Origin of the sequence: Paenibacillus sp. LjRoot56 (assembly GCF_964253335.1) — a bacterium.
GTDB classification, from domain to species: Bacteria; Bacillota; Bacilli; order Paenibacillales; family NBRC-103111; genus Paenibacillus_E; species Paenibacillus_E allorhizoplanae.
In genome coordinates this window covers 845,748-866,733 of sequence record NZ_CAXURV020000002.1, presented here as the reverse complement: position 1 = coordinate 866,733, position 20,986 = coordinate 845,748, and the positions used below count along the sequence as shown (strand labels likewise).

Annotated in this window: 15 protein-coding genes; 2 read left to right on the top strand and 13 right to left on the bottom strand. The window is 44.8% G+C overall.

Features of this window, described 5'->3' with window-relative positions:
* Nucleotides 1-26 precede the first annotated feature (26 nt).
* Both ACSQ8O_RS16200 and ACSQ8O_RS16195 read right to left on the bottom strand, forming a co-directional pair.
* Nucleotides 27-1,682 carry a hydroxysqualene dehydroxylase gene (locus ACSQ8O_RS16200; RefSeq protein WP_436242544.1) on the bottom strand — a complete coding sequence of 552 codons (1,656 nt, stop codon included), beginning with the start codon at nucleotides 1,680-1,682 and terminating at the stop codon, nucleotides 27-29.
* Nucleotides 1,683-1,826: 144 nt separating this feature from the next.
* Entirely contained in the window at nucleotides 1,827-3,971 is a 2,145-nt protein-coding gene (locus tag ACSQ8O_RS16195; protein ID WP_436242543.1) for a methyl-accepting chemotaxis protein, read from the bottom strand.
* Between the two features lie 237 nt (nucleotides 3,972-4,208).
* Between ACSQ8O_RS16195 and ACSQ8O_RS16190 the strand changes: the two genes are divergently transcribed.
* Nucleotides 4,209-5,405 (top strand): PASTA domain-containing protein, encoded by a 1,197-nt coding sequence (locus ACSQ8O_RS16190; protein WP_436242542.1) that lies wholly within the window; start codon nucleotides 4,209-4,211, stop codon nucleotides 5,403-5,405.
* Between the two features lie 524 nt (nucleotides 5,406-5,929).
* On the opposite strand, the gene cysI is transcribed toward ACSQ8O_RS16190, so the two are convergent.
* The 11 genes from cysI to ACSQ8O_RS16135 form a co-directional block, all read right to left on the bottom strand.
* Nucleotides 5,930-7,651 (bottom strand): assimilatory sulfite reductase (NADPH) hemoprotein subunit, encoded by a 1,722-nt coding sequence (gene cysI / locus ACSQ8O_RS16185; RefSeq protein ID WP_236291092.1) that lies wholly within the window; start codon nucleotides 7,649-7,651, stop codon nucleotides 5,930-5,932.
* Nucleotides 7,652-7,689: 38 nt separating this feature from the next.
* Nucleotides 7,690-9,516, bottom strand: a complete 1,827-nt coding sequence (locus ACSQ8O_RS16180) for an assimilatory sulfite reductase (NADPH) flavoprotein subunit (RefSeq protein WP_436242541.1) — start codon at nucleotides 9,514-9,516, stop codon at nucleotides 7,690-7,692.
* A 208-nt stretch (nucleotides 9,517-9,724) separates the two neighbouring features.
* Entirely contained in the window at nucleotides 9,725-10,567 is an 843-nt protein-coding gene (locus tag ACSQ8O_RS16175) for a carbohydrate ABC transporter permease (RefSeq protein WP_436242540.1), read from the bottom strand.
* A 52-nt stretch (nucleotides 10,568-10,619) separates the two neighbouring features.
* A complete protein-coding gene (locus tag ACSQ8O_RS16170; protein ID WP_436242539.1) occupies nucleotides 10,620-11,546 on the bottom strand; it encodes a carbohydrate ABC transporter permease in 927 nt (308 codons plus the stop codon).
* 33 nt (nucleotides 11,547-11,579) lie between these two features.
* Nucleotides 11,580-12,917 carry an ABC transporter substrate-binding protein gene (locus ACSQ8O_RS16165; protein ID WP_436242538.1) on the bottom strand — a complete coding sequence of 446 codons (1,338 nt, stop codon included), beginning with the start codon at nucleotides 12,915-12,917 and terminating at the stop codon, nucleotides 11,580-11,582.
* Between the two features lie 126 nt (nucleotides 12,918-13,043).
* Nucleotides 13,044-14,633, bottom strand: a complete 1,590-nt coding sequence (locus tag ACSQ8O_RS16160; protein ID WP_436242537.1) for a response regulator — start codon at nucleotides 14,631-14,633, stop codon at nucleotides 13,044-13,046.
* 6 nt (nucleotides 14,634-14,639) lie between these two features.
* Nucleotides 14,640-16,442 (bottom strand): sensor histidine kinase, encoded by a 1,803-nt coding sequence (locus ACSQ8O_RS16155; protein ID WP_436242536.1) that lies wholly within the window; start codon nucleotides 16,440-16,442, stop codon nucleotides 14,640-14,642.
* Nucleotides 16,443-16,561: 119 nt separating this feature from the next.
* Nucleotides 16,562-16,732, bottom strand: coding sequence for a sporulation histidine kinase inhibitor Sda (gene sda, locus ACSQ8O_RS16150; RefSeq protein WP_082595238.1), 171 nt, complete (start codon nucleotides 16,730-16,732; stop codon nucleotides 16,562-16,564).
* A complete protein-coding gene (locus tag ACSQ8O_RS16145; protein WP_157256816.1) occupies nucleotides 16,725-16,892 on the bottom strand; it encodes a hypothetical protein in 168 nt (55 codons plus the stop codon). The genes sda and ACSQ8O_RS16145 overlap by 8 nt, the downstream gene beginning before the upstream one ends.
* 316 nt (nucleotides 16,893-17,208) lie before the next feature.
* Complete coding sequence (locus ACSQ8O_RS16140) at nucleotides 17,209-17,478, bottom strand: late competence development ComFB family protein (RefSeq protein ID WP_436242535.1); 270 nt, start codon at nucleotides 17,476-17,478, stop codon at nucleotides 17,209-17,211.
* A gap of 51 nt (nucleotides 17,479-17,529) precedes the next feature.
* Entirely contained in the window at nucleotides 17,530-20,235 is a 2,706-nt protein-coding gene (locus ACSQ8O_RS16135) for a family 78 glycoside hydrolase catalytic domain (RefSeq protein ID WP_436242534.1), read from the bottom strand.
* A gap of 228 nt (nucleotides 20,236-20,463) precedes the next feature.
* On the opposite strand from ACSQ8O_RS16135, the gene ACSQ8O_RS16130 reads away from it, so the two are divergent.
* Nucleotides 20,464-20,985 carry a metal-dependent hydrolase gene (locus ACSQ8O_RS16130; protein WP_436242533.1) on the top strand — a complete coding sequence of 174 codons (522 nt, stop codon included), beginning with the start codon at nucleotides 20,464-20,466 and terminating at the stop codon, nucleotides 20,983-20,985.
* The last annotated feature ends 1 nt before the right edge of the window (nucleotide 20,986 follow it).

The following is a 20,986-nucleotide window of genomic DNA, read 5'->3' as shown; positions in this document are numbered from 1 at the left end:
TAATACCCCCCTCACAAAATCGCCTGTCAGAACTTAAAATTTAGAACTTTGCCATTCCAAGGAAGTCCTTTGTCGAAGCGCTTCTTGTCCTTCTGTCGAAAAACTTTTAACACATCGATATTCCCCATCTCGAATTTATACATGTCCCATATTTCACATGGCATCTCTGTTGATTCATCTTGTTTCAACAGGGCATTAACCGCTCGTCTCGCTGCTTCATTAGCCCCTTCCATCGTCGCTAGATTCGTGTTTGTACGTACATAATCTGACGCTAAGAAGAGATTCGGAATGCCAGTGAAAGCTTCTGGCCGATCTTCCCACGTACCGACACGATTAATGAACAGAAGGGCTTCATTCGTGCAAGCTTTTGCCACTTCATCATATTGAATGTCACTATCCAAAAACCAGGAATGAAGATTCTCGTCCCTCAAAATAACCGCACCATCTACATTCAGACTTTGCTTCATCTGAGCCCAGACTTCTTCCTTAATTTCTTCTGGTGTACAATGGGTCGCCGGTTTACCATAAAGAATACCAGGTGCATCCCAATCAGAAATATCAATGGAGAGAACTCCTCTAACGCTGCCATCACCATATTCACTTAAATTCACATCTGGCCAAAATTGTTTCTGGGAGACGGAAGTCAATGACCATGGAGCATCCAAGTAAATCACATGTCCATGTGTTACGGGGACGTCTTCTTTCAAATAATATTGAATGCCGTTCATCCAAGCGACCGAATCCACAAGCCTCTGAACCCCTTGGAGAGTTGGATCCGCCTCGAGCATAGCCTGTGTAATTAGAGGCCCCATCACTTCAACAGGGAACGCAGCAATATAGTAATCCGCTTCAATATGGCTCGTTTCCCCGTTCTCCGTAATCTCCGCACTGCGGATAATCCCGTCAACACAATGGATTCGCTCAACTTTGGCATTTAAATGATAGTCCACGCCTCGCCTCTGAAGAAACGTTAACCAAGGATATATCCATTTCTCATTCGTTGGCCCATTCAAGAGACGCACGAAGCTCGTTCCTGGTGTAGACAGATTAAGCGTCATCTGAGCTGCTACAGGCCCTACAGTTTGCGTACTTGCGACTTTGGATTGACAGGCAACCAACGTTTTGGTGAAACCTGCAAAAATATTCTGGAATGCAGGAGATTGCTTCTCCGCTTCTATGAAATCCCACCAATCGATCGTTTCATATTCCTCGCGAATACGCTCTTCACAACTCGTCATGACTTGCCAAAGCTTCCGACCATATTGCTCTAAATCTTCTTTCGTAAGCCCCAGCTTATGACTTATCAGATCCTTCGCTAGTGCTATATTATCTTTGTTAACTACGATTTTGGCAGGGAGAGGCTGCAGTGGTGCTGTATTGGTAGCGATATCTAATCGCGTTACTTCCATTAAGTTATCGTAAACGGTTTTATTTTCGTAAGGAATTCGTTTCAACGTATCAATGACATGTCGATAAAAGCGCGGGAATAAACGAAAGCCGTGTTCTCCCGGCAAATCCCTTCGTCCACCTTTTCCACTACCAACATAAGGCATACTTCTTGCTTTCCCGCCTGGAATACTCTTAAACTCGTAAACAGACACATCATATCCTCGTACGATCAGCTCATGAGCAGCACTCAATCCAGCAACACCGCCACCCAAAATTGCGACCTTTTTCAACATACTTCCTCCTCATTTTGGTTTAATTTGTCAAAACATGGTTTCTCTATCATATCATTTAGAGCCGCTTACGCATAGAATAATCCTAGTAAAATAAAACCTTTCATTGCTGTGGTAGTCAGCAATGAAAGGTTTATGCCATACGTATTAATCAAGCTGAAAATGAGTTAATGCGTGTAATAGCTCCTCGGAAATGTGATTCAATGTTGTTGAGGAGCGCTCGACTTCCATGGTCGAGGCTGCTTGTTTCTGTAGAGACAAGGTAACATCTTGTGTGTAAGAAGTTGCTTTCCGTGAAATCTGAACACTATCCTCCATCGAGGCGGATACTTGCTGTGTACTCGCGGATATTTGCTCAGAAGCGGCTGAGACCTCCTGAATTTGTTCCGCTACCTGATTCACAGCGTGCAAGATCGATTCAAATACGATGCCTACCTTTGTGATTAGCAAGCTCCCCTTCTCTACTTCGGCAATCTCCAATTGCGCTTTCTCTACGACAGATTTAGAGCTGCTCTTCACTTTCGCAATCAACTGAACAATGTTCTTGGCAGATTCGCTTGATTGATCAGCTAACTTCCTTACCTCTGTAGCGACCACCTGGAACCCCCTACCCTGATCACCTGCTCTCGCCGCTTCAATGGAAGCATTCAAGGCCAGAAGCCGAGTTTGATCGGAAATATCCGTGATCACATCAAGCATTCGATCAATCTGCGTACATAAATCAACAAGCTCCGAGATCGTGGTTGCCGTTTCAAATACTTTCATTTTGATTGAAGTCATTTGATGGACAGCTAGGTTCATATCTTCAAAGCCTTGTCTTGCTTCGAGCGCAGCTTCGTTGGCCGCTTCAGCGACGAATGAAGATGTTTCTGCAATGCGCTGAACCCCGGCAGCCACCTCGTTCATCGCTAATGAGGTTTCCTCTGAGCCTTTCATCAAGACTTCCGAACCTTGTGCCATATTGGTCATGATGGACTGAATAACCTTCGAATCAGCGGAGGTATCCTTCACATTCGATTGAAGTTGCTTGGACGAGTCGAATGCTCGCTGAACGACAAGTCGACTCTGGCGAATAACATCTGTAAAGCTATCTGCAATGTGATTAAAAGCGTTTACTACACTGCTAAATTCATCCTTAGAGTGGGATTGGACACGGACTGTCATATCCCCTTCAACAAGCAGTTGTGAAGCTCGAGCCAGCTCGTCAATCCCCTTTTTCACAGATATATAAAAAGCCATAAATAAATACGCAGCTAGAAGCAGTACACCCAGTACAATAAGTGCGTCAATCACTAAACTTTTCGTATAAGCATCCACACGTTGTTGGAGTAATTCGGTTAACAAGCTAATCTGGTGCGTATACAGAGCAATCGCTGCCTCTTTGGATGTACGTGATGTAGCCGCGAATTCTTTCGCCGTAATTTGAATAACACCCGTGTTGACTAGCTTCTCATTCAATGCTCCGAATGTTGCAAGCGCAGACGATATGCTCTTTTCATGCAAGGCAAGACTCATGGAGGCAGTCTCAGGATTTAGCTTATGCAACTGTTCACCAACCGATTGAATCTCTGTTAAAATAGACTGTCCTTCACCACTTAGATGGATTAATTCCTCTTGTTCCTCTGGGTTTTTGATAGACCGACGAGCAGCAACTTCGATGCCTTTTCGCTCAATTTTCTCAAGATTGTTCCAAAATGCAGGAAAAAGATGTACAGTAAAGTCTATGAGGGCACTCGTGCTTTCCTCAGGATCCAAATCCAGTTTCGCCTGCTGTTCAACCGTATGTATGAGTTGGATCACCTGTTGTTCCATTTGCTCATGTTGAAGTTCATAGTACTTCTGACTTAACCCATCTACACTCGAAGTAATTGATTGCCACTGCTCCAAGATAGCTGAAACAAATTTCTCTTCCAGCCATGATGTATTGGCATGCTCCACTTCCGCTTTCAACCATGACATGGTACGATCAATTTGTACTTGCATTTGTTTCAAATCTGTCTTCTCAGGTGGTTGAACACCGTCCGTCGAAGGTAAACTTTGTCCGAATTGATCCAATCGGATCAATAATTCACCCAATTCACGTTGAACAGATATCCCTGACATTTCGCGTTTAGCTCCACGCATATTTTGCGTTGTCCCAGCTAATAATTGTTCGGCTAACAGCGTAATCGGAATTATGAATACACAACCTATAAGGAAAAATTTATGCGGGTACCTAAGTTTATTCAATAAGTAAATTGCTTGCTTAAACAACGGTGAAGTCAAGTTAGTACCCATTCGGTTATCTTTCATCCTGATCCACGCCTCCATTTGCGTCAACTATCCTTACGCGAAACTTAATTTATGGACCCATCTTACAACGAATCCTATCTAAATACAGGCAGTTCGAACTATTTTGATAAAATTCCACAAATTTTTCACTTAATTATGTGATTTTTTATAACGAGTACTCCTAAATTCCTATCTGCCTTCGAATCCTTTATAATAAAGGGTAAACCAATCATACACGCCAGAGAGGATGGTTATTCCATGCCCGATCGAATAGGTACACGATACGTGCCAAGTACACAAATCGTCTCTTTCCCTCATGGAACTCTCCATTATGGTGATGATGTATTTCTGACTCGCAAAGTATTACTGTATCGTAAAGCGCTTCGTCACAATCAACTCGGTGTCGATTACATAAGCTCACTTCAGGATAAAGCCGCGTTTATTCACGATGGATTTCATCACATGTTGGATACATCTATCGCCCAGGATGCCGTCACCATTATTTTACAAGCCAAAAGTGGTTCGCTGTTTGCCCATACCATGTTCAAACGCAAATGGACCTATGCCGCTGTTGTCGCGATTATTAGCGACCTAGGAGTTTCCTTGTTAGATGCGATGGAAGACAAGATTACAGGCTTTTCCGTACGTCCAGATAATTTATGGTTAACCGATCAGAATAAACTTTCCGTCATCAATTATTGGGAGGTAGATGAACATCAAGAGCAAGGAGCCGTTGGCCTTTGCCGCTTAATGATTCAGCTGCTTACGGGGAGCGAAACGATTTCCGACACATTCGAGGTTATGCATACGAGTCTGGAGCGTGCTTCGATTCCAAGTGCGACGACAGAGCAAAAATTAGCTTTGATTCGCCTCATCAAATTTATATGTCATGGGCAGTCTTCGCTATCCTCACTCGTATTCGGACTGCGGAGTTTACCTCCTTCTGTCCCTAGCAACCCTAACAACAAAAGTATAAAACAAGATGAGCTGATCTCTGAGGAGACAACAGAAGTACTGCCAACTACACAATATGAGAGCCATACCCGATCTACTCGTTCGGCTAAATGGATTGCGCTAGGTTCCGTTTCAGCTCTCGTGATAGGGATTATCTCTGTATGGTATCTGTGGCCAGAGCCAAAGGTTGTTCAAACCGTCGTCATCATCTCTCCTACGCCAACAAGTACACCAATAGCAACCGGAAGCCCAAGCGCCACACCAAATGCTAAGCTAACGAGTATGAATGAAGCTGCCAAGGAAACTGAAGTACCTAATCTGGTAGGCAAGACACAAGCGGATGCGGAACAGCTCGCTCTAGCTGCGGGACTTCACTACAACTTCGTCATTGAAACAAGCACCCAGGCCAAAGGTATCGTAACGAAACAGGAACCAAAAGCAGGAACCAAGGGCTTGGCTGGGGATAATGTAACGTTTTGGGTGAGCAAGGGGGCACAGTGAGGAGACAGGTAAGGGAATGAGTCAATGATCGCGGGAACAGGTGAGAGACGAGCGGCAAACTCCATTCACCTCTCGCTACGTTGCATAAACGAGTTTTATAGCTCCATTCCAAGCTCAAACACAGCTTTAACTGGAAAACATACAGCTAATTCCACGTAAATCAGGTGTTTTTAACATTTAGATGGAAAAACTCCAGCTAATTTTCGAGTTTCTGTTAGTTTGGCAGGAAACGACCGAAAATAGCTGGAGTTTTTCCAGTTATCTCCCTTATCGACGAGAAATCAAAGGAAATAGATGGAGATTTTCCATCTATTTCGCATTAGATAGCCGGCTAAGATATGGTGTAAGTTTCTGAACTGTCTACAACCCAATCTATCTAGCTACTCCAAAACACGCCCCCCACCAAAATCACTCCTTCCACACAAACTAAGCATTTACGAGCTACCTCGTCACGGAACACTTCCACGCCGCGGAACAAAAAAAGCAGTTCAAGTCGCGAACGACTCGAACTGCTCTTTTCATTTTTAAGCGTGGAAATCTTGACCTGAACGAACTTCTTTCACATAACCAGCGCGGATAACGAAGTCACCGAAGTGTTCTTCATGTTGACGCTCTTTGGCATAATGAGGAATGATCGTTTGCAAGGAATCCAGAATCTCGGATTCACCGATGTTTTCTTTGTACAATTTATTCAAGCGGTTTCCTGCAAATCCGCCACCAAGGTACATGTTGTACTTGCCTGCAGCCTTACCGATGAACGCAAGTTCAGCAAGCATTGGTCGTGCGCAACCATTCGGGCAACCTGTCATGCGAATCGTAATTTCCTGCTCACGAAGGCCAACACCTTCAAGAATAGACTCTACTTTTGTAATCAAAGAAGGCAGGTAACGCTCCGATTCCGCCATTGCGAGTCCGCAAGTCGGGAACGCAACACACGCCATCGAGTTTCTACGCAATGCGGAGTAGTGTAGACCATCCGTAATGCCGTGATCTTTGATCAGTTCTTCAATTTTCTTCTTTTTCTGAGCGCTGACGTTGCCGATGATCAAGTTCTGATTCGACGTAAGTCGGAAATCACCACTGTGGATCTTTGCAATTTCACGAAGACCTGTCATCAAGCGATAGTCTCCATCATCCATCACGCGGCCGTTCTGAATGAACATTGTGAAATGCCATTTGCCATTGCTGCCCTTCACCCAACCATAACGATCTCCATTGGATTCGAAATGAAAGGCGCGAGCTGGCTCAAGGTTCCAACCTAGACGCGTTTGTAGTTCATTCACGAACCACTCAATACCGCGATCGTCGATTGTGTATTTGAAACGAGCATGCTTACGAACGGAACGATCCCCGTAATCGCGTTGGATCATGACTGTTTTCTCAGCTAGATCAACAGCCTGCTCCGGCTTAATGAAGCCGATCACTTGACCAACTTGCGGATACGTTTTGACATCTCCGTGAGACATCCCCATACCGCCACCGACGGATACGTTAAAGCCCACCAAACGGCCATCTTCAATAACCGCGATGTAACCAAGATCTTGTGAATATACATCCACATCGTTGGATGGTGGAACTGCGATACCGATTTTGAACTTACGCGGCAAATACACAGGTCCGTAAATCGGCTCTTGCTCTTCTGCGTCGCGGCTATCGACGATCTTCTCGCCGTCTAACCAAATCTCATGATACGCTCTCGTACGTGGATCCAAGTGGTTTGAGATGCGATTCGCCCACTCATATACCTCGCCGTGAATTTCGGATTGGTAGGGGTTCGGGTTACACATCACGTTACGATTCACGTCGCCACATGCAGCAAGCGTGCTTAGCATAGATGCGTTAACTTCTTGAATCGTTTTCTTCATGTTCCATTTGATCACGCCATGCAATTGAAAGGATTGACGTGTTGTAAGACGAATGGTGCCATTCGCATACTTCTGAGCAACACGATCCATCATCAACCATTGGTCAGAGGTTACGATACCGCCTGCAGCACGTACGCGTAGCATGAACTGATAGGCAGGCTCAAGCTTCTGCTTCGCACGTTCATTACGCAAGTCACGATCGTCTTGCATGTAGCTGCCGTGGAATTTCATCAAACGGTTGTCATCCTCAGGGATGGAACCTGTGATGCGATTTTCAAGCGTTTCTTCTAGACTTCCGCGTAAATAATTACTGCGGATTTTAATTTGTTCAACATCACTATGCGGCGCACTATTCTTCGATAGTAAATTATTTTCTGACATCTTGAGCTTTCTCCTCTCGCGATCGCGGGGATCCCGTTTTAATAAACATCCCGTTGATAACGTTTTTGCTGTTGCATATTAGCCAAATATTGCACGGCTTCTTCGTTATTTAATCCGCCTTCTTGCTCAAGAATCGTGAGCAGCGCAGCATTCACATCGTGTGCCATCTTCTTCTCGTCTCCGCAAATATAGACAACAGCGCCTTCTTGCAGCCATTGATACAGCTCGCGACTTTTCTCTAACATGCGGTTCTGTACGTATACTTTTTGATCCGTATCCCGGGAGAAAGCAACGTCTAATTTCGTTAGAACGCCGTCTTTCAACCAACGCTGCCATTCAACTTGGTACAAGAAATCTGTAGCGAAGTGTTGATCTCCATAGAATAACCACGTTTTACCATCTGCACCCGTCTCTTCTCTCTCAGCAAGGAAAGAACGGAATGGCGCTACACCAGTACCAGGTCCAATCATAATAATTGGCGTTTCTGGGTTCTCAGGAAGCTTGAAATTCGGGTTGCTCTGAATATAAACCGGCAACGCTGCACCTGACTGTGCACGCTCTGCCAAGTGAACGGAACAAACACCATAACGATTACGGCCATTCGCTTCATAACGAACCGCACGTACAGTGATGTGCACTTCATCTGGTGAAGCTTTGGATGAGCTAGCAATGGAATACAAACGAGCAGGCAGTTTACGAAGCACGGCTACGAATTGACTAGCAGACACACCTTGTAAGGAGAAGTCTTGCACTAAATCTAATAAATCGCGGCCAGCGATGTACGATTTCAACTCAGCTTCATTGCCAGCAGCAACAAGCGCTTGGAGCTTATCGTTTGACGTCAGCTTTGCCACTTGCTCAAGCAAAGGTTTCGTCAGTACAGTAATTTCGAAGTTGCGAGTAAGCGCTTCTTGTAACGTACGCTCTTCCCCATTTTTGTTGACAGGAACTGGCGTGCTAGCATTCCAGTCCATCGCTTGAATCAGTTCATTAACAAGACGAGGATGATTCTCTGGGAATACCCCTAAGCTATCACCTGGTTCATATTGCAAATTGGAACCTTCTAAAGAGATTTCCACATGGCGCGTTTCACGATCGGAGCCGCGGCCATTTAAGTTCAAGTTCTCAAGCACTTCTGCTTGGAACGGGTTCGTTCTGGAGTATTCCGACTCTCCGGAAGCTGCATGCCCAGTCGATGCTGCTGCACCACCAACGGAAGCTGTAGCTGATGCCGCATTTAAAGCACCCAGCACACCAGAAACCCAAGCTGCAGCCGGCTCATCAAAGTCAACATCACAATCAACACGCTCAGTTAATGATTTGGCACCAAGCTCCTGCAAACGTTTATCAAAATCTTTACCTGTTTGACAGAAGAATTCATACGACGTATCACCCAAGGAAAGAACGGAATAACGAAGTTCTTCTAATTGAGGTGCTCTTTTGCTATGAAGGAATTCGTAGAATGAAATCGCATTATCCGGTGGATCGCCTTCGCCATGCGTACTAACGATCATCAGAAGGTTTTGAACCTTTTTCAAATTGTTCGGTTTGAAATCGCTCATGGAAGAAAGCGTGACTTGGAACGATTGCTCTTCTAGCTTCTTCGCTAGCTTTTTAGCTAATCCATGAGAATTACCTGTTTGGGATCCGAATAGTACTGTTACTTCTTTGGAAATAACAGGTTGACTAGCTACAGCCGTTGGCACGGTAGTAACAGGTGCAGCCGCGGAATTTGTCGAACCCTGTTGAGCTGTTAGATAGCCACTCAGCCAAATACGTTGAGTATCCGTTAACGTTGATAGGACGCGGTTGAGCAATTCAACTTGCTCTTGGTTAAAAGGACTGTTTAAGACTTGAAGTTCCAACAAAATCCACCTCATCAGCATGTATTGATAAGCTTTGCTATAATTCGCACTATTTTTACTCTCCATTGAAAACTATCATAGTGCGCACCATAGGTCAATTAGAATCATCTTATGAGACTTATAAGGGGAATTGATATATGGTTAAATGAGCACTTTTCATGCAAAAAATGACCCCAAAAAGGGGTCATTTCATCTTTTTTTTACATATTTAACCTTTCACTGCTGACCCTACGGTCATCGCTTTCTCAACTTGCTCACTGAATAGGATATAAACTAAGACCGTTGGCAAGCTTGCTATTGTCATCGCCGCCCCCATTGCCCCCCAGTTCGTTGTAAACTGGCCTTGGAAGAAAAGTAAGCCGAGCGGTAAGGTTTTCAGCGATTCTTTCGTAATTAAAATGAGGGCCATCGTGAATTCATTCCACGAGGATAAGAAGACGAAAATGACCATCGTCGCCATTGCCGGCTTGATAATAGGTAAAATAATGGTGTAAAACGTCCGATAGATGCTAGCTCCATCCATGCAGGCTGACTCTTCAAGCTCGACCGGGATCGATCGGAAGAAACCATAGAACACCATGCTCGAGAACGAAATATTAAATGCAATATAAGGAACGATGAGTGCACCATACGTGTTAGCTAAATGGAAATCACGAACAAGAATAGCCAATGGGATCATGATGACTTGTACCGGAATGAACATCCCGATGACCACATAGATTCTTGCGACTTCCTTGAAACGCCATTGCATGCGAGCTACCGCATAGGAAAACGTTACAGAGAGCACAATCGTCCCTACGACAGTACAGGCTGCCACAAGCAGGCTGTTGCTGAAGTACTGCGGTACATTAAATTTGGACCAAGCGTCCACATAATTTTCGAAGCGAAAATGCGTTGGAATTCCGAAAGGATTCGTAACGAAAATTTCATTGTTATTTTTCAGTGAATAGAAAATCATCCACAATAACGGATACACCGACAACCCCGCATACACCCATAAAAGGATGCCAAGGAGCGGATTTTTTTTGCGAAATTTGAGTAAGCCGTTCATCTGTCATCCTCCTTAAAGTTTTCGTAAGAAAACTGGCTTCGTAAGCATTAGCTTAAAAGGTAATACGTTCACGTGCGATAAGTTTATTAATCGCTAACGTTACGATCAAACATTCAATAACAAGGAACGCTGCAGCCGCACTGCCATAACCGAATTCGCCAACACGGAAAGCAGAACGGTACATCAGGTACGTCAACGTGTAGGTGGAGTTACCTGGCCCTCCGCCTGTCATGATAAACATGTTAGCAAAAGCGTTCAACCCACCTGTAATTGCGAGGACTAAGCAAAATTTGTACGTCTCAGCCAGCATCGGAATCGTAATTTTCATATGTGCTTTGAATTTGGAAGCGCCGTCGATACGGGCAGCCTCTAAGTACTGTTCAGGTACAGACTTCACAGCCGCAAGAAGCAGCGCGAACTGGTAGCCCATGTACTGCCAAGCATTTACGAAGGCAATCGCGAAGATCGCTGTTTTACTGTTCGTCAACCAGTCTTGACGATAGGAGATGCCCAGCGCTTCAAACACCTTGTTGATCAACCCATACTCGCTGTTATACATGGCCAACCAGAGCTGACAAACGACGGTAATTGAAAGTACAACCGGAATGAAGTAGGAAATACGTAGAAGCTTACTCCCTTTGAAGCCTTCTGCTACGGCAAAAGCGAGTACAGACCCGATCCCAATTTGTACAACGGCTAAGATGCCTGCAAACATAAGACCGTTATAGAGGGACGTATAGAAAATACTATCTTGAAACAATCGCGTGTAGTTATCTAGAAAGATAAACGTGCCTTCACTCAAGCCGTCCCATTCGAAGGTACTGCGGTAAAAGGTTTGTAAAATCGGATAAAACACGATCACTGTATACAAAAGGAGAGCCGGCAGCGTGAACAGCATAATCGCTACTTTATTTCCCATGAATTTGCGCATGTCATCACTTCCCTTGTAGAGTAGAAGACTCACTCTGGGTTTGAGCATTCCAGGGTGAGTCTCCTTGTCATAGAATCACATTTATTTGGCTGTTACTGCTGCTTTATTCAAATCTTTGACGAATTGATCAGACGTATAATTACCTGTCATTAGGTTTTGTGTAGCATCTTCAAGTGCTGCTTTGAATTTCGGATTGGACAAGCCCCATGAGAAAGCGGTTGTGCTTGTGATTTTCGGTATATCCTTGGAAAGTTGATCCATCATTGGAGGGAACTGCTTCACAATCGGTTTGTCTACCTTTGTTGCTACGATCGGGTTGCTGCGGTTCGTGAACTTGTACTCGGCATATTTCAAGGAAATGAATGAGGCAACTTTCGCTGCTAGCTCTTTATCCTTTGTGTTTGCGGATACCGCATATCCACCTGGACCACCGCTGCCACTGAATGCAGTTTTACCTTTTTCATAGGCTGCTGCATCAGCTGCTGGCAAGTACATGTAGCCAGCTTTGTCACCAAGTGCTTTGGTTGCGGCTTCAATTTCCCATTGACCGTTGATAAACATGGCTGCTTTACCTTCATGGTAAAGTGCCGCGGCTTGGTCATAGTTCAAGTTGGTTGCGCCTTTTGGCAACATGCCTGCTTTCACAAGTTCAATGATTTTATCAGCAGCTGTTTTGTACGCCGCGTCTTCTGCTTTCGCCGTTCCTTTATCCAACTTGTTAATACCGCCTGGATCAGCTCGTGTTACGAACATGTCATACAGCGCTACGCAAGGCCATTTCTCTTTGGCAAAAATGGAAAGCGGTGTCACACCTTTTGCATTGAACGTTTTAACAGCTGTCATCATTTCATCATAGGTTGTTGGTACTTTCACGCCATTTTGTTGGAACAGATCTTTGTTGTAGTAAAGGAGAGCTACTTCATTTCCTGCATACGGGAATGCGTATGTGTGACCATCATCCGTCACTAGTGTGTTCATTGCGCTCGGCTGCATTTTGTCCTTGAAGCCAAACTTAGTTACGTACTCATCCAACATCAGGATGTTATTGGATTTTTTGAACGTGTCGATAATATCTAGACCCGCTTGAAAAATGTCGGGAAGATTACCCGTCGCTGCATACGTCTTCAACTTCTGTCCATCATCTTGTGCTTGGATATCTAGCTCTAGCTCGACATTCGGCATTTCCTTTTTCAATTCAGCTACCGCATAGTCATAAGGTGTTTTCGTATCTTCATCTGCATATTGGGCATATATTCTAAGTTTTACTGGCTTTGCATCCGCCTTAGCCGGTGCTGTCGTTGCTGCAGCTGTGGCCACCGGGGCCGCGCTGGTTGTTTCTTTCGGTGATTCTGTGGAACCGCAAGCTGCTAGGCTAGTCGCCGCGAGTAAGCTTACGAGAGTAACTGCCATCTTTTTCATGTGTAGACCTCCCAATAATTCTTGTGCGTTTCTCCTCTTTACATCCTCAGTATAGAGGCAAAAACCCACAGTGATAATGGAATAACTGAGGGCTTCTTGTAAAATCCGCACATTCGTATGCAGTCGTTATATGCGATTATTCTCATACTCACTTGGCGAATAGCCGAAGAATTTCTTGAAGCTTTTGCTAAAATAACTAGGGTCATTGACCCCAATCTGCTCCGCAATATCCGCCAATCGAATGTTTCCCCTACCAAGTAGTTCCTTCGCTTTATGCATACGAACATGCGTCACATAATCCGTTACAGTCATGCCGATTTCCTTCTTAAATATCGCCCGCAAATAGCTTGGGTTAATGAACACCTGCTGGGCAATCTGATCCAATTGGAGCTCCGAATCCATATATTTCCCCTCGATGTACTCTTTGGCTGATTGGGCAATTTTCGACGATCTCGTCTTCTTGTGCTTGTTCGTATATTGAATCGCCTTAGCGAATAGCTCCTTGATCCATGTCGATGTGCTCTCGATTGAACCCAACCGCTTGATTTCACTATAAGGGTAAAAGGCTTCGCCAAAGCAATCCTCGATGGGATGTCCCATCTCCGTGACATAGGATAAACAAACTGAGATGAGTCCCATGGATATCACATAGGTATACTCCAAAGACAAGCGCTGCTCCCGAATAGATTGGAAAACTTCTTCCAGCTTATCTTCTACTTTCTCCGTATTATGCATGCGCAAGAGTACGAGCAGCTCCTCGTTGACTTCCGTCGGGTAGAGCGCCTGCTTACCAGAATCAAGCACACTGGAACCGTACGCAATGACGCGATCATTTCCTAAGACGAATTTGTTTTGTAAAGCCTCTAACGCTTCTAGGTAAGAAGTACGAATTCCGCCGTAGCCAGACTGACTCCGACCAACACCAATGGTGATCGTGAATTTCAAGTACTTTTTGATCAGAAAAATGAGCTTCTCATATCCCTCTAACGCAGGCACCTCGAGTTCCTTCCCCCCTTGATGCTCGACTAGACAAATAATCCGCCCTTCTGCCCCGTTGAAAATAAGGTGATGCCCCGTCTCCTCTAACGCTTCATTGAGAATGTTCGTAACCGCATATTTCCACAATAAGCGCTCGCTCACTTGATTCCACTTGACATCCATATGGTCAATCTCAATGCACGCAACCACAAACAAGGAGGAGGCGAAAGACTCCCCGAGTTGTTGGAGCTTCTGAGTTGTTTCCTCTGGAGAATGATGATAGTCACTGCTAAGCAAATGGTTCAAGTAACTTTCTTTCATCATTTGCTGATTTTCCTTGAGGGTGGATCTTTCTTCCCGCGCTTTTTCGTGTTCTTTCTGCAGTTTTAACAGTGTTAGGATGAGTTCATCCTTGGAAAATGGCTTGAGGATATAATCCTCTACACCGAGCTTCAGCGCTTTGCGTGCATAATCAAATTCATTATGTCCCGTGATGAGAACCACACTCGTTGCTGGATAGTGCTCCTTCAATTGCTCAGTAAGGGTCAAACCATCCATGAAAGGCATTGTTATATCTACAAGCGCTATGTCAGGCTGATGCAATTGAACTTGCTCGAGGGCTTCGATCCCGTTCTTCGCTTCCGCGCAAATTTCAAAGCCATAGGCCACCCAGTCTAATGCTGAACGCAAATATTCTCGGAAAATCGATTCATCATCGACGATTACTATTTTCTGCATGCTTATCTACTCCTCGTCACTTTGAAAAGGCAACCATAGTGTAACTTCCGTGCCTTGTCCTTGTTCACTTGTAATTTGTAAGCCATATTCATCCCCATAGTACAATTGGATACGGTCGTTCACGTTTTTGAAGCCATATCCCACGGCCTCTTGCGGAGATTCCGTCTTTTTCACGATCGCCTCGAGCCGCTCTGAATCCATACCCACACCATCATCGGCGACGATGATTTTTATTTTGGCATCAACAATTTCGCCTGTTACCTTGAGAAGTCCAAGACTTCCTTTCGTTTTGAGCCCGTGATATATGGCATTTTCGATAAGCGGCTGTATGGTGAGTTTCGGAATTTGACCGATTAGCACATCGTTATGAATATCAAATTCATAGGTAAATACATCGGAATATCGGATCCGTTGAATAGCTAAATAGTCCTTCACGTTGCGAATTTCTTCTTCAATCGTGATGGTTTCGCGGCCTTTACTTAGTGCAGCACGATAGAAATCAGCCAGTGCTTTCGTTGTCCGCTGCACATCGCGGGTTCGTCCCATTTCTGACAAGGTATAGATGACATCCAACGTATTATAGAGGAAATGCGGCTTAATCTGCGCTTGAATCAGGGCAAGCTCGTATTCCCGCTTCTTCTTTTGCTCCCAATTAATGTTGGTCAAAAGCTCTTGAATCCGCCGAATCATCGCATTAAAGCCAGAAGACAGCATCCCGATTTCATCTTCAGAATTTACTTGGAATTCGATATCTAAGCTGCCTTCCTTAACCTTCTTCATGTATTTCGTGAGCCCCATTATGGGCTTGGCAATCAATTGGGAGAGCATTCCTGCGCCAAGAAGGGCAAAAAAGAGGCAGACAATTCCCAGCAGAACGATGAGTAACGTAATTTTGCGCGTATCCGCCGTTAATGAAGCTAGTGGTGCCATCGAAATTAATTTCCATCCAAAGCTAGGGACATCGGAGCTTACAACGAGTGTTTTCTCATATTCAAAAGAAGTCGGCTCGGACGCATGCTTACTTGATGTAATCCAACGCTTCATCTCAGGAATCGCCACTTCTTGGAGCACATCCTCTGGATGCTGCGAAGAGGTAACAACACCTTCATTATCCACAATAAAGTAGCTGCCATCTTGGATCGAACCGATTTTCTGATAAATTGCTGATAAGGAGCTTTCCTTGATATTTAGCACAAGCAGGCCAAGCTTCTGTCCTGTATAGATGTTTACAATCCGCTTGCCTAACGTCATCACCGTTTCTTGGGAGCCATTCGTTAAATAATCCCTGCGCTGCATGGGGAACCAAATGTTATTCCCGCTCGATGCATCAATTTGTTTGAGCATGGAACTTGAGGGTATCCACTCCCGATTCCGCTCCATGAGTACATTCGAGCCATAGACTCGATTATTCGTATCAATGAATGCCGCTGACTGCACATCAGGGAAAACGAGCAAGGCAAAGCTCAGCTGATTCGTGATTTGCGTGTACATTTGCAGGCTAGTTTCTGGTGCAGCTAAGGATTGGGGATCTTCTACGATCACCTTATTAAGATTGATCGTTAGCATATTTGCGCAGCTCTCTACGTTCGTTAACATGCCTGTGATGCGGGTAATGATGAGGGAGGAGTTGTCCGACACGTTTTTGATCGTTTTTTTGACGATGGCGTTCGTATACACCTGGTTCGAAACGAAACCCAGTACAAATAAGGGCACGAAGATCAGTGGAAAATAAATGAGAATGATTTTATATCGAATGCGTTGGTTGCGGAACCAATGTGTTGTTGGAATCAACTTCTGAAGTATATGCATGAATGCCCTCCCTTTAGCGAAAACAAAAAAATCCCCTACCATGCAACGTCAGGAGTTTCCTGTCCGTTACATTGTAAAGGATTCATACCTTTTTTTAAACTCACCACTTGGGATGAACATTAGCTTGTGCTTTCTAAACTATTTTCTCGGAATAAACTAATCTGTCTAGCTTGAATTTCTAAAAGTAAAAACATGAGAAATTCCTTACTCAGCTTCATCCGGCTTGCATTTATATAGGCATCAACAAGCGTGTCATTGGAGATGGCTTTCAAATTATCGCGATCATTCATTGTGCAACAACCATTTCGGGTTTTCTTCTAACATCGACATCATTTTCTTCATCGATTGTTGGATTTGTTCATCGGAGGGCAAGCATATATTGCCATAAGATTGTTGTACAACATCCGTTAACACCGAATCAAAAATGCCATTAAACTGCTCTGATTTCACATGAACCCCTCCTAATTTTCATTTATTTGGAAATTCCTATTTCTATCTTAGCTTGAAGTGCGTGAAAAAACAGCGCATTTTTTTTTGCATCTCATACATCTTTTTTTTCTATATTATGTAATTTTGTTTGCATTCAGGGAGGCATGATAAATGGGTTTGCGGCGTGGGTTCGCGCATGATAGTGCGTAAGAACTATGTTGAGATAGTGAGTGAGTCTAAGCTGTGATGTAGGGTTACTGTGCCGCGTATTCACCCCAAATCAAAAACGCCGCCACCTCCGTCTGAACGGAGATAGCGGCGTTGGCCTAACTTGCATTTACTCGCGATGATGCTGATGATGTTCAACAATGCTTGATGCTTCCATTAATTCTCGCATGACGTCAGAGCGCAACTGTTGATTCGTGAATTCACCTTTTACAAATAGATGTCCCTTGTCACTGGAAGTATAACGTGGTGGAAGCTTGTTCAGCGCGATTGCCAATATATCATCTTGGCACGTTAAACAATCACACTTCAATTCATAGTTCTTCCGGAATTCTTCGAACAACTGCTTAACCACGGTTTCCATTGCGTTGACGACAGCCATCTGTAACTCTCCCTCTAAGAACCTTTGTTACGTCTATTATACTCGATAAACTTAGAATGACAAAGATAAGGAGTTGGTACGTTGATCTTGAAATTGATAGATTCCTGAGCCAAGCTCAATCCTTACATCTCCATCAACTTCCCGAGCACCTAAAATGCCTGGTATAGTATTTAATTTTTGACCATGACATGTCACTTCCGAAAGAGTCGTTCCAGCTAAGACGACCTCTGCACTAGTGTTTGGTGGGAGCTGGAACGTATAACTGATAGCACCTTCATCTTCGATGACCCATTCACTGCGAACCTCCCCATAATTCGTGATGAGGGATGCTTTGGCATACGTAAGACCAGAATCCGTCCGAGGTCGGAAGCTCATCCGTTTATACCCTGGCTGCTGGTCGTCGGAATCCAAACCAGCTACTTTCCTATACAACCAATCGCCAATTGCACCGTATGCGTAGTGATTATAGGAATTCATATCATCACTCCAGAACGTACCATCCGGTTTGATACCATCCCAGTGTTCCCAAATCGTGGTAGCCCCTTTATGAATCGTGTACAACCAGGAAGGATAATCCTCTTGCATAACAAGCTTGACTGCCACATCATGATAGCCATTCTCTGTAAGTACATGACATAGATATGGTGTGCCGACGAAGCCTGTCGTGAGATGGTAATTTTGCTCTTTGACATACTGAGCAAGGGTCGCTGCTAAGCGTTCCCTAACGCTTCCTTTCACAAGTCCGAACATCAACGGAAGCACATGAGCAGTCTGCGTGTGTCCTGCTAATCGGCCGCTTGGTGTCACAAATTCCGCTGTAAATGCTTCAACAATATTCTCATAGAGCGCTGTGTATTCAGCGACATCTTCTTCCCGTCCTAGGACTTCTGCTGTTTTGACAAAAAGCGAAGTCGAATACGCATAGAAGCATGTTGCAATTAAATCTTTCGGCGTTGCCCCGATATAACTGCCCTCTTTGGCGTCCAGTCCGAGCCAATCACCGAAGTGGAAACCCGTTTGCCACAAGTATTCATTCTCACCTTGCTCACGGATGTAAGTAATCCAACCTTTCATACTGTCATACTGTTCTTCCAGGACGCGTTGATCCCCATAAACCTGATAAAGTGTCCATGGGCAAATCACCGCCGCATCTCCCCAAGCTGCAGAAGAATGATCTTTCTCATAAAGTACATGCGGAATGACGAAGGGTACGCCTCCATCCTCACGTTGATCCGCTTTCAGATCTCGCAACCATTTGCTGAAAAAGAGTGCCACATCGTAATTGAAAGCTGCTGTTCGAATGAACACCTGCGCATCCCCTGTCCAGCCTAACCTTTCATCACGCTGCGGACAATCGGTAGGCACATCGAGGAAATTACCTCGCTGCCCCCAAACAATATTGCGCTGCAGCTGATTCAGAAGTGCATGCGAGCATTCAAAGGTTCCCTTCGCAACCATATCGGTGTGGATAACCAACCCTGTAAAACACGCAGCATCAAATGCAATATCCTGTGGCCATCCCATCACTTTGACGTAACGGAAGCCTTGGAAGGAGAAATGCGGTGCATAAGACTCTTTTCCTTTCCCACTACACACGTAGGTAACCGATTGCTTTGCTGCCCTCAAATTGCCAATATAGAAATTCCCTTGTGCATCAAGCACTTCTGCATGCAGCAGCTCAATGCGTGTACCCACGGGCAGATTTAATTGCATCTGTACTTTTCCCACCATATTTTGACCAAAATCAAGCACCGTTTCCCCTGACGGGGTTTCAATGACAGCGACAGGCTGCAACTGTTCCGTCACACGGGAGGGTTCATTCTCTTGCATCACCAATGTTTCCTTGCCATAATCGAGCTCAACACTCGGAACCCAATCTTGGTCATCATAACTTGGCAGACTCCAACCCGAAAGCTCTAACCCCGCATCGTAGATTTCGCCATGATATAGCTCTGACATACGGACTGGCCCAAGTGATGCTCGCCAGGAGGAATCGCTGCCGATAATCTCTTCGGTACCGTCCTCATAAACGATATGCATTTGCATGAGCAGTGCCCGTACGCTTCCAAAAACATTCCGCTGATGCTTCCACGCGAGGTTGCCTTTGAACCACCCATTCGCTAACGCAGCGCCAATCGTGTGTTGCGTCCCTGAGACCAGACTGCTCGTAACATCGTAGCTCTGAACCTGCAGACGGTGCTTGTAGCTGGTCCAGCCTGGCGTCAACTCCCAATCGCCAACTCTCGTACCATCAAGCTCCAGCTCATATACACCGTGGCTTGTCGCATAAATCGTCGCCTTGCGAATCTGCCCGTTTACTTGGAAGGTTTTCCGAAGATAATAGGCTTCTTCCGCATCCGGGTCTATATGTGAAGGATCTGGCGTAATCCACGCCGCTTGCCAATCCGATACTTGAAGCTGTCCCATTTCCCAGTAAGCGATTTCACTCCATGGCGAAGCCAAACCGGATTGGTTCCATACCTTCACCCGATAGAAATACCGAGTGCGCGGCTGCAGCTCAAGGCCAGCATAGGCAACAAGCACAGATTGATCTGAAGCGATACGGGCCGTATCCCAAACCAAGCTCGCTGGTTCAAAATCACTTGGATGCATGCTTACCTGAATCTGATATGCTGATTGCACGGTAGCGTTAGTGTCAGCTTCAAGCTGCCAAGTAAAGCGTGGTTGAGCCGTATCCAATCCGATTGGATTAACTTGGTATTCACAAAGCAAAGCTGAAATACGAATGAAACTCATAGGTTTCTCCTCCTAGATACACGAGCTGTCGTGTGAGATGTGCTTCCTTATTTATTGCATCTTTATGACTTATTGTAGAATATCCACCCTCTTGTTTGTAAGGTGTATTCAGACATTTATATAGGTGATATACGACAATCTCTCTTTTGTATTGCGATACCCTTAATTTCCATGTATAACTCGAATAGTATAAAGTTATATGAACTTATAGATAGGAAGGCGCTTATTATGCTACAAAAAACACACAGTATCGCTGGAATGATTGCAGCCGAAATCGTACTTATTCAAGGCGACATCAGTTTCTTTACATGGGATGCTGCAGGTTCTTTATTACTCGGTTGTTTGGCAGGCACCTTAGCCGATGTAGATAAACCAGGTTCCACCATGGCCAAGGTTCTCTTTCCTTTGTCTGCCTTGCTTCATGTTTTAAAAATCAAACATCGAACATTGACGCATTCTTTGCTTTTTATGGCGCTGCTCGCGATGATATGCTTACATCTGCCGCCTTTATATTTCTGGGTATTCATCCTTGCGTACGCTTCCCATCCCTTAATCGACCTACTGAATGATCGTGGTGTCCAACTCTTCTGGCCGATCACGCTCAAAATCCGACTGCTCCCCAAATGGATTGCAATCGACACCGGCTCCGCGAGTGAAACTGTATTCCGTTGGGTTTTACTCGTTGTCTGTCTTGTACTTCCATTTTGGAACTATGTGTTGCCATATCTGCCTTATTCATTTACAAAATAAG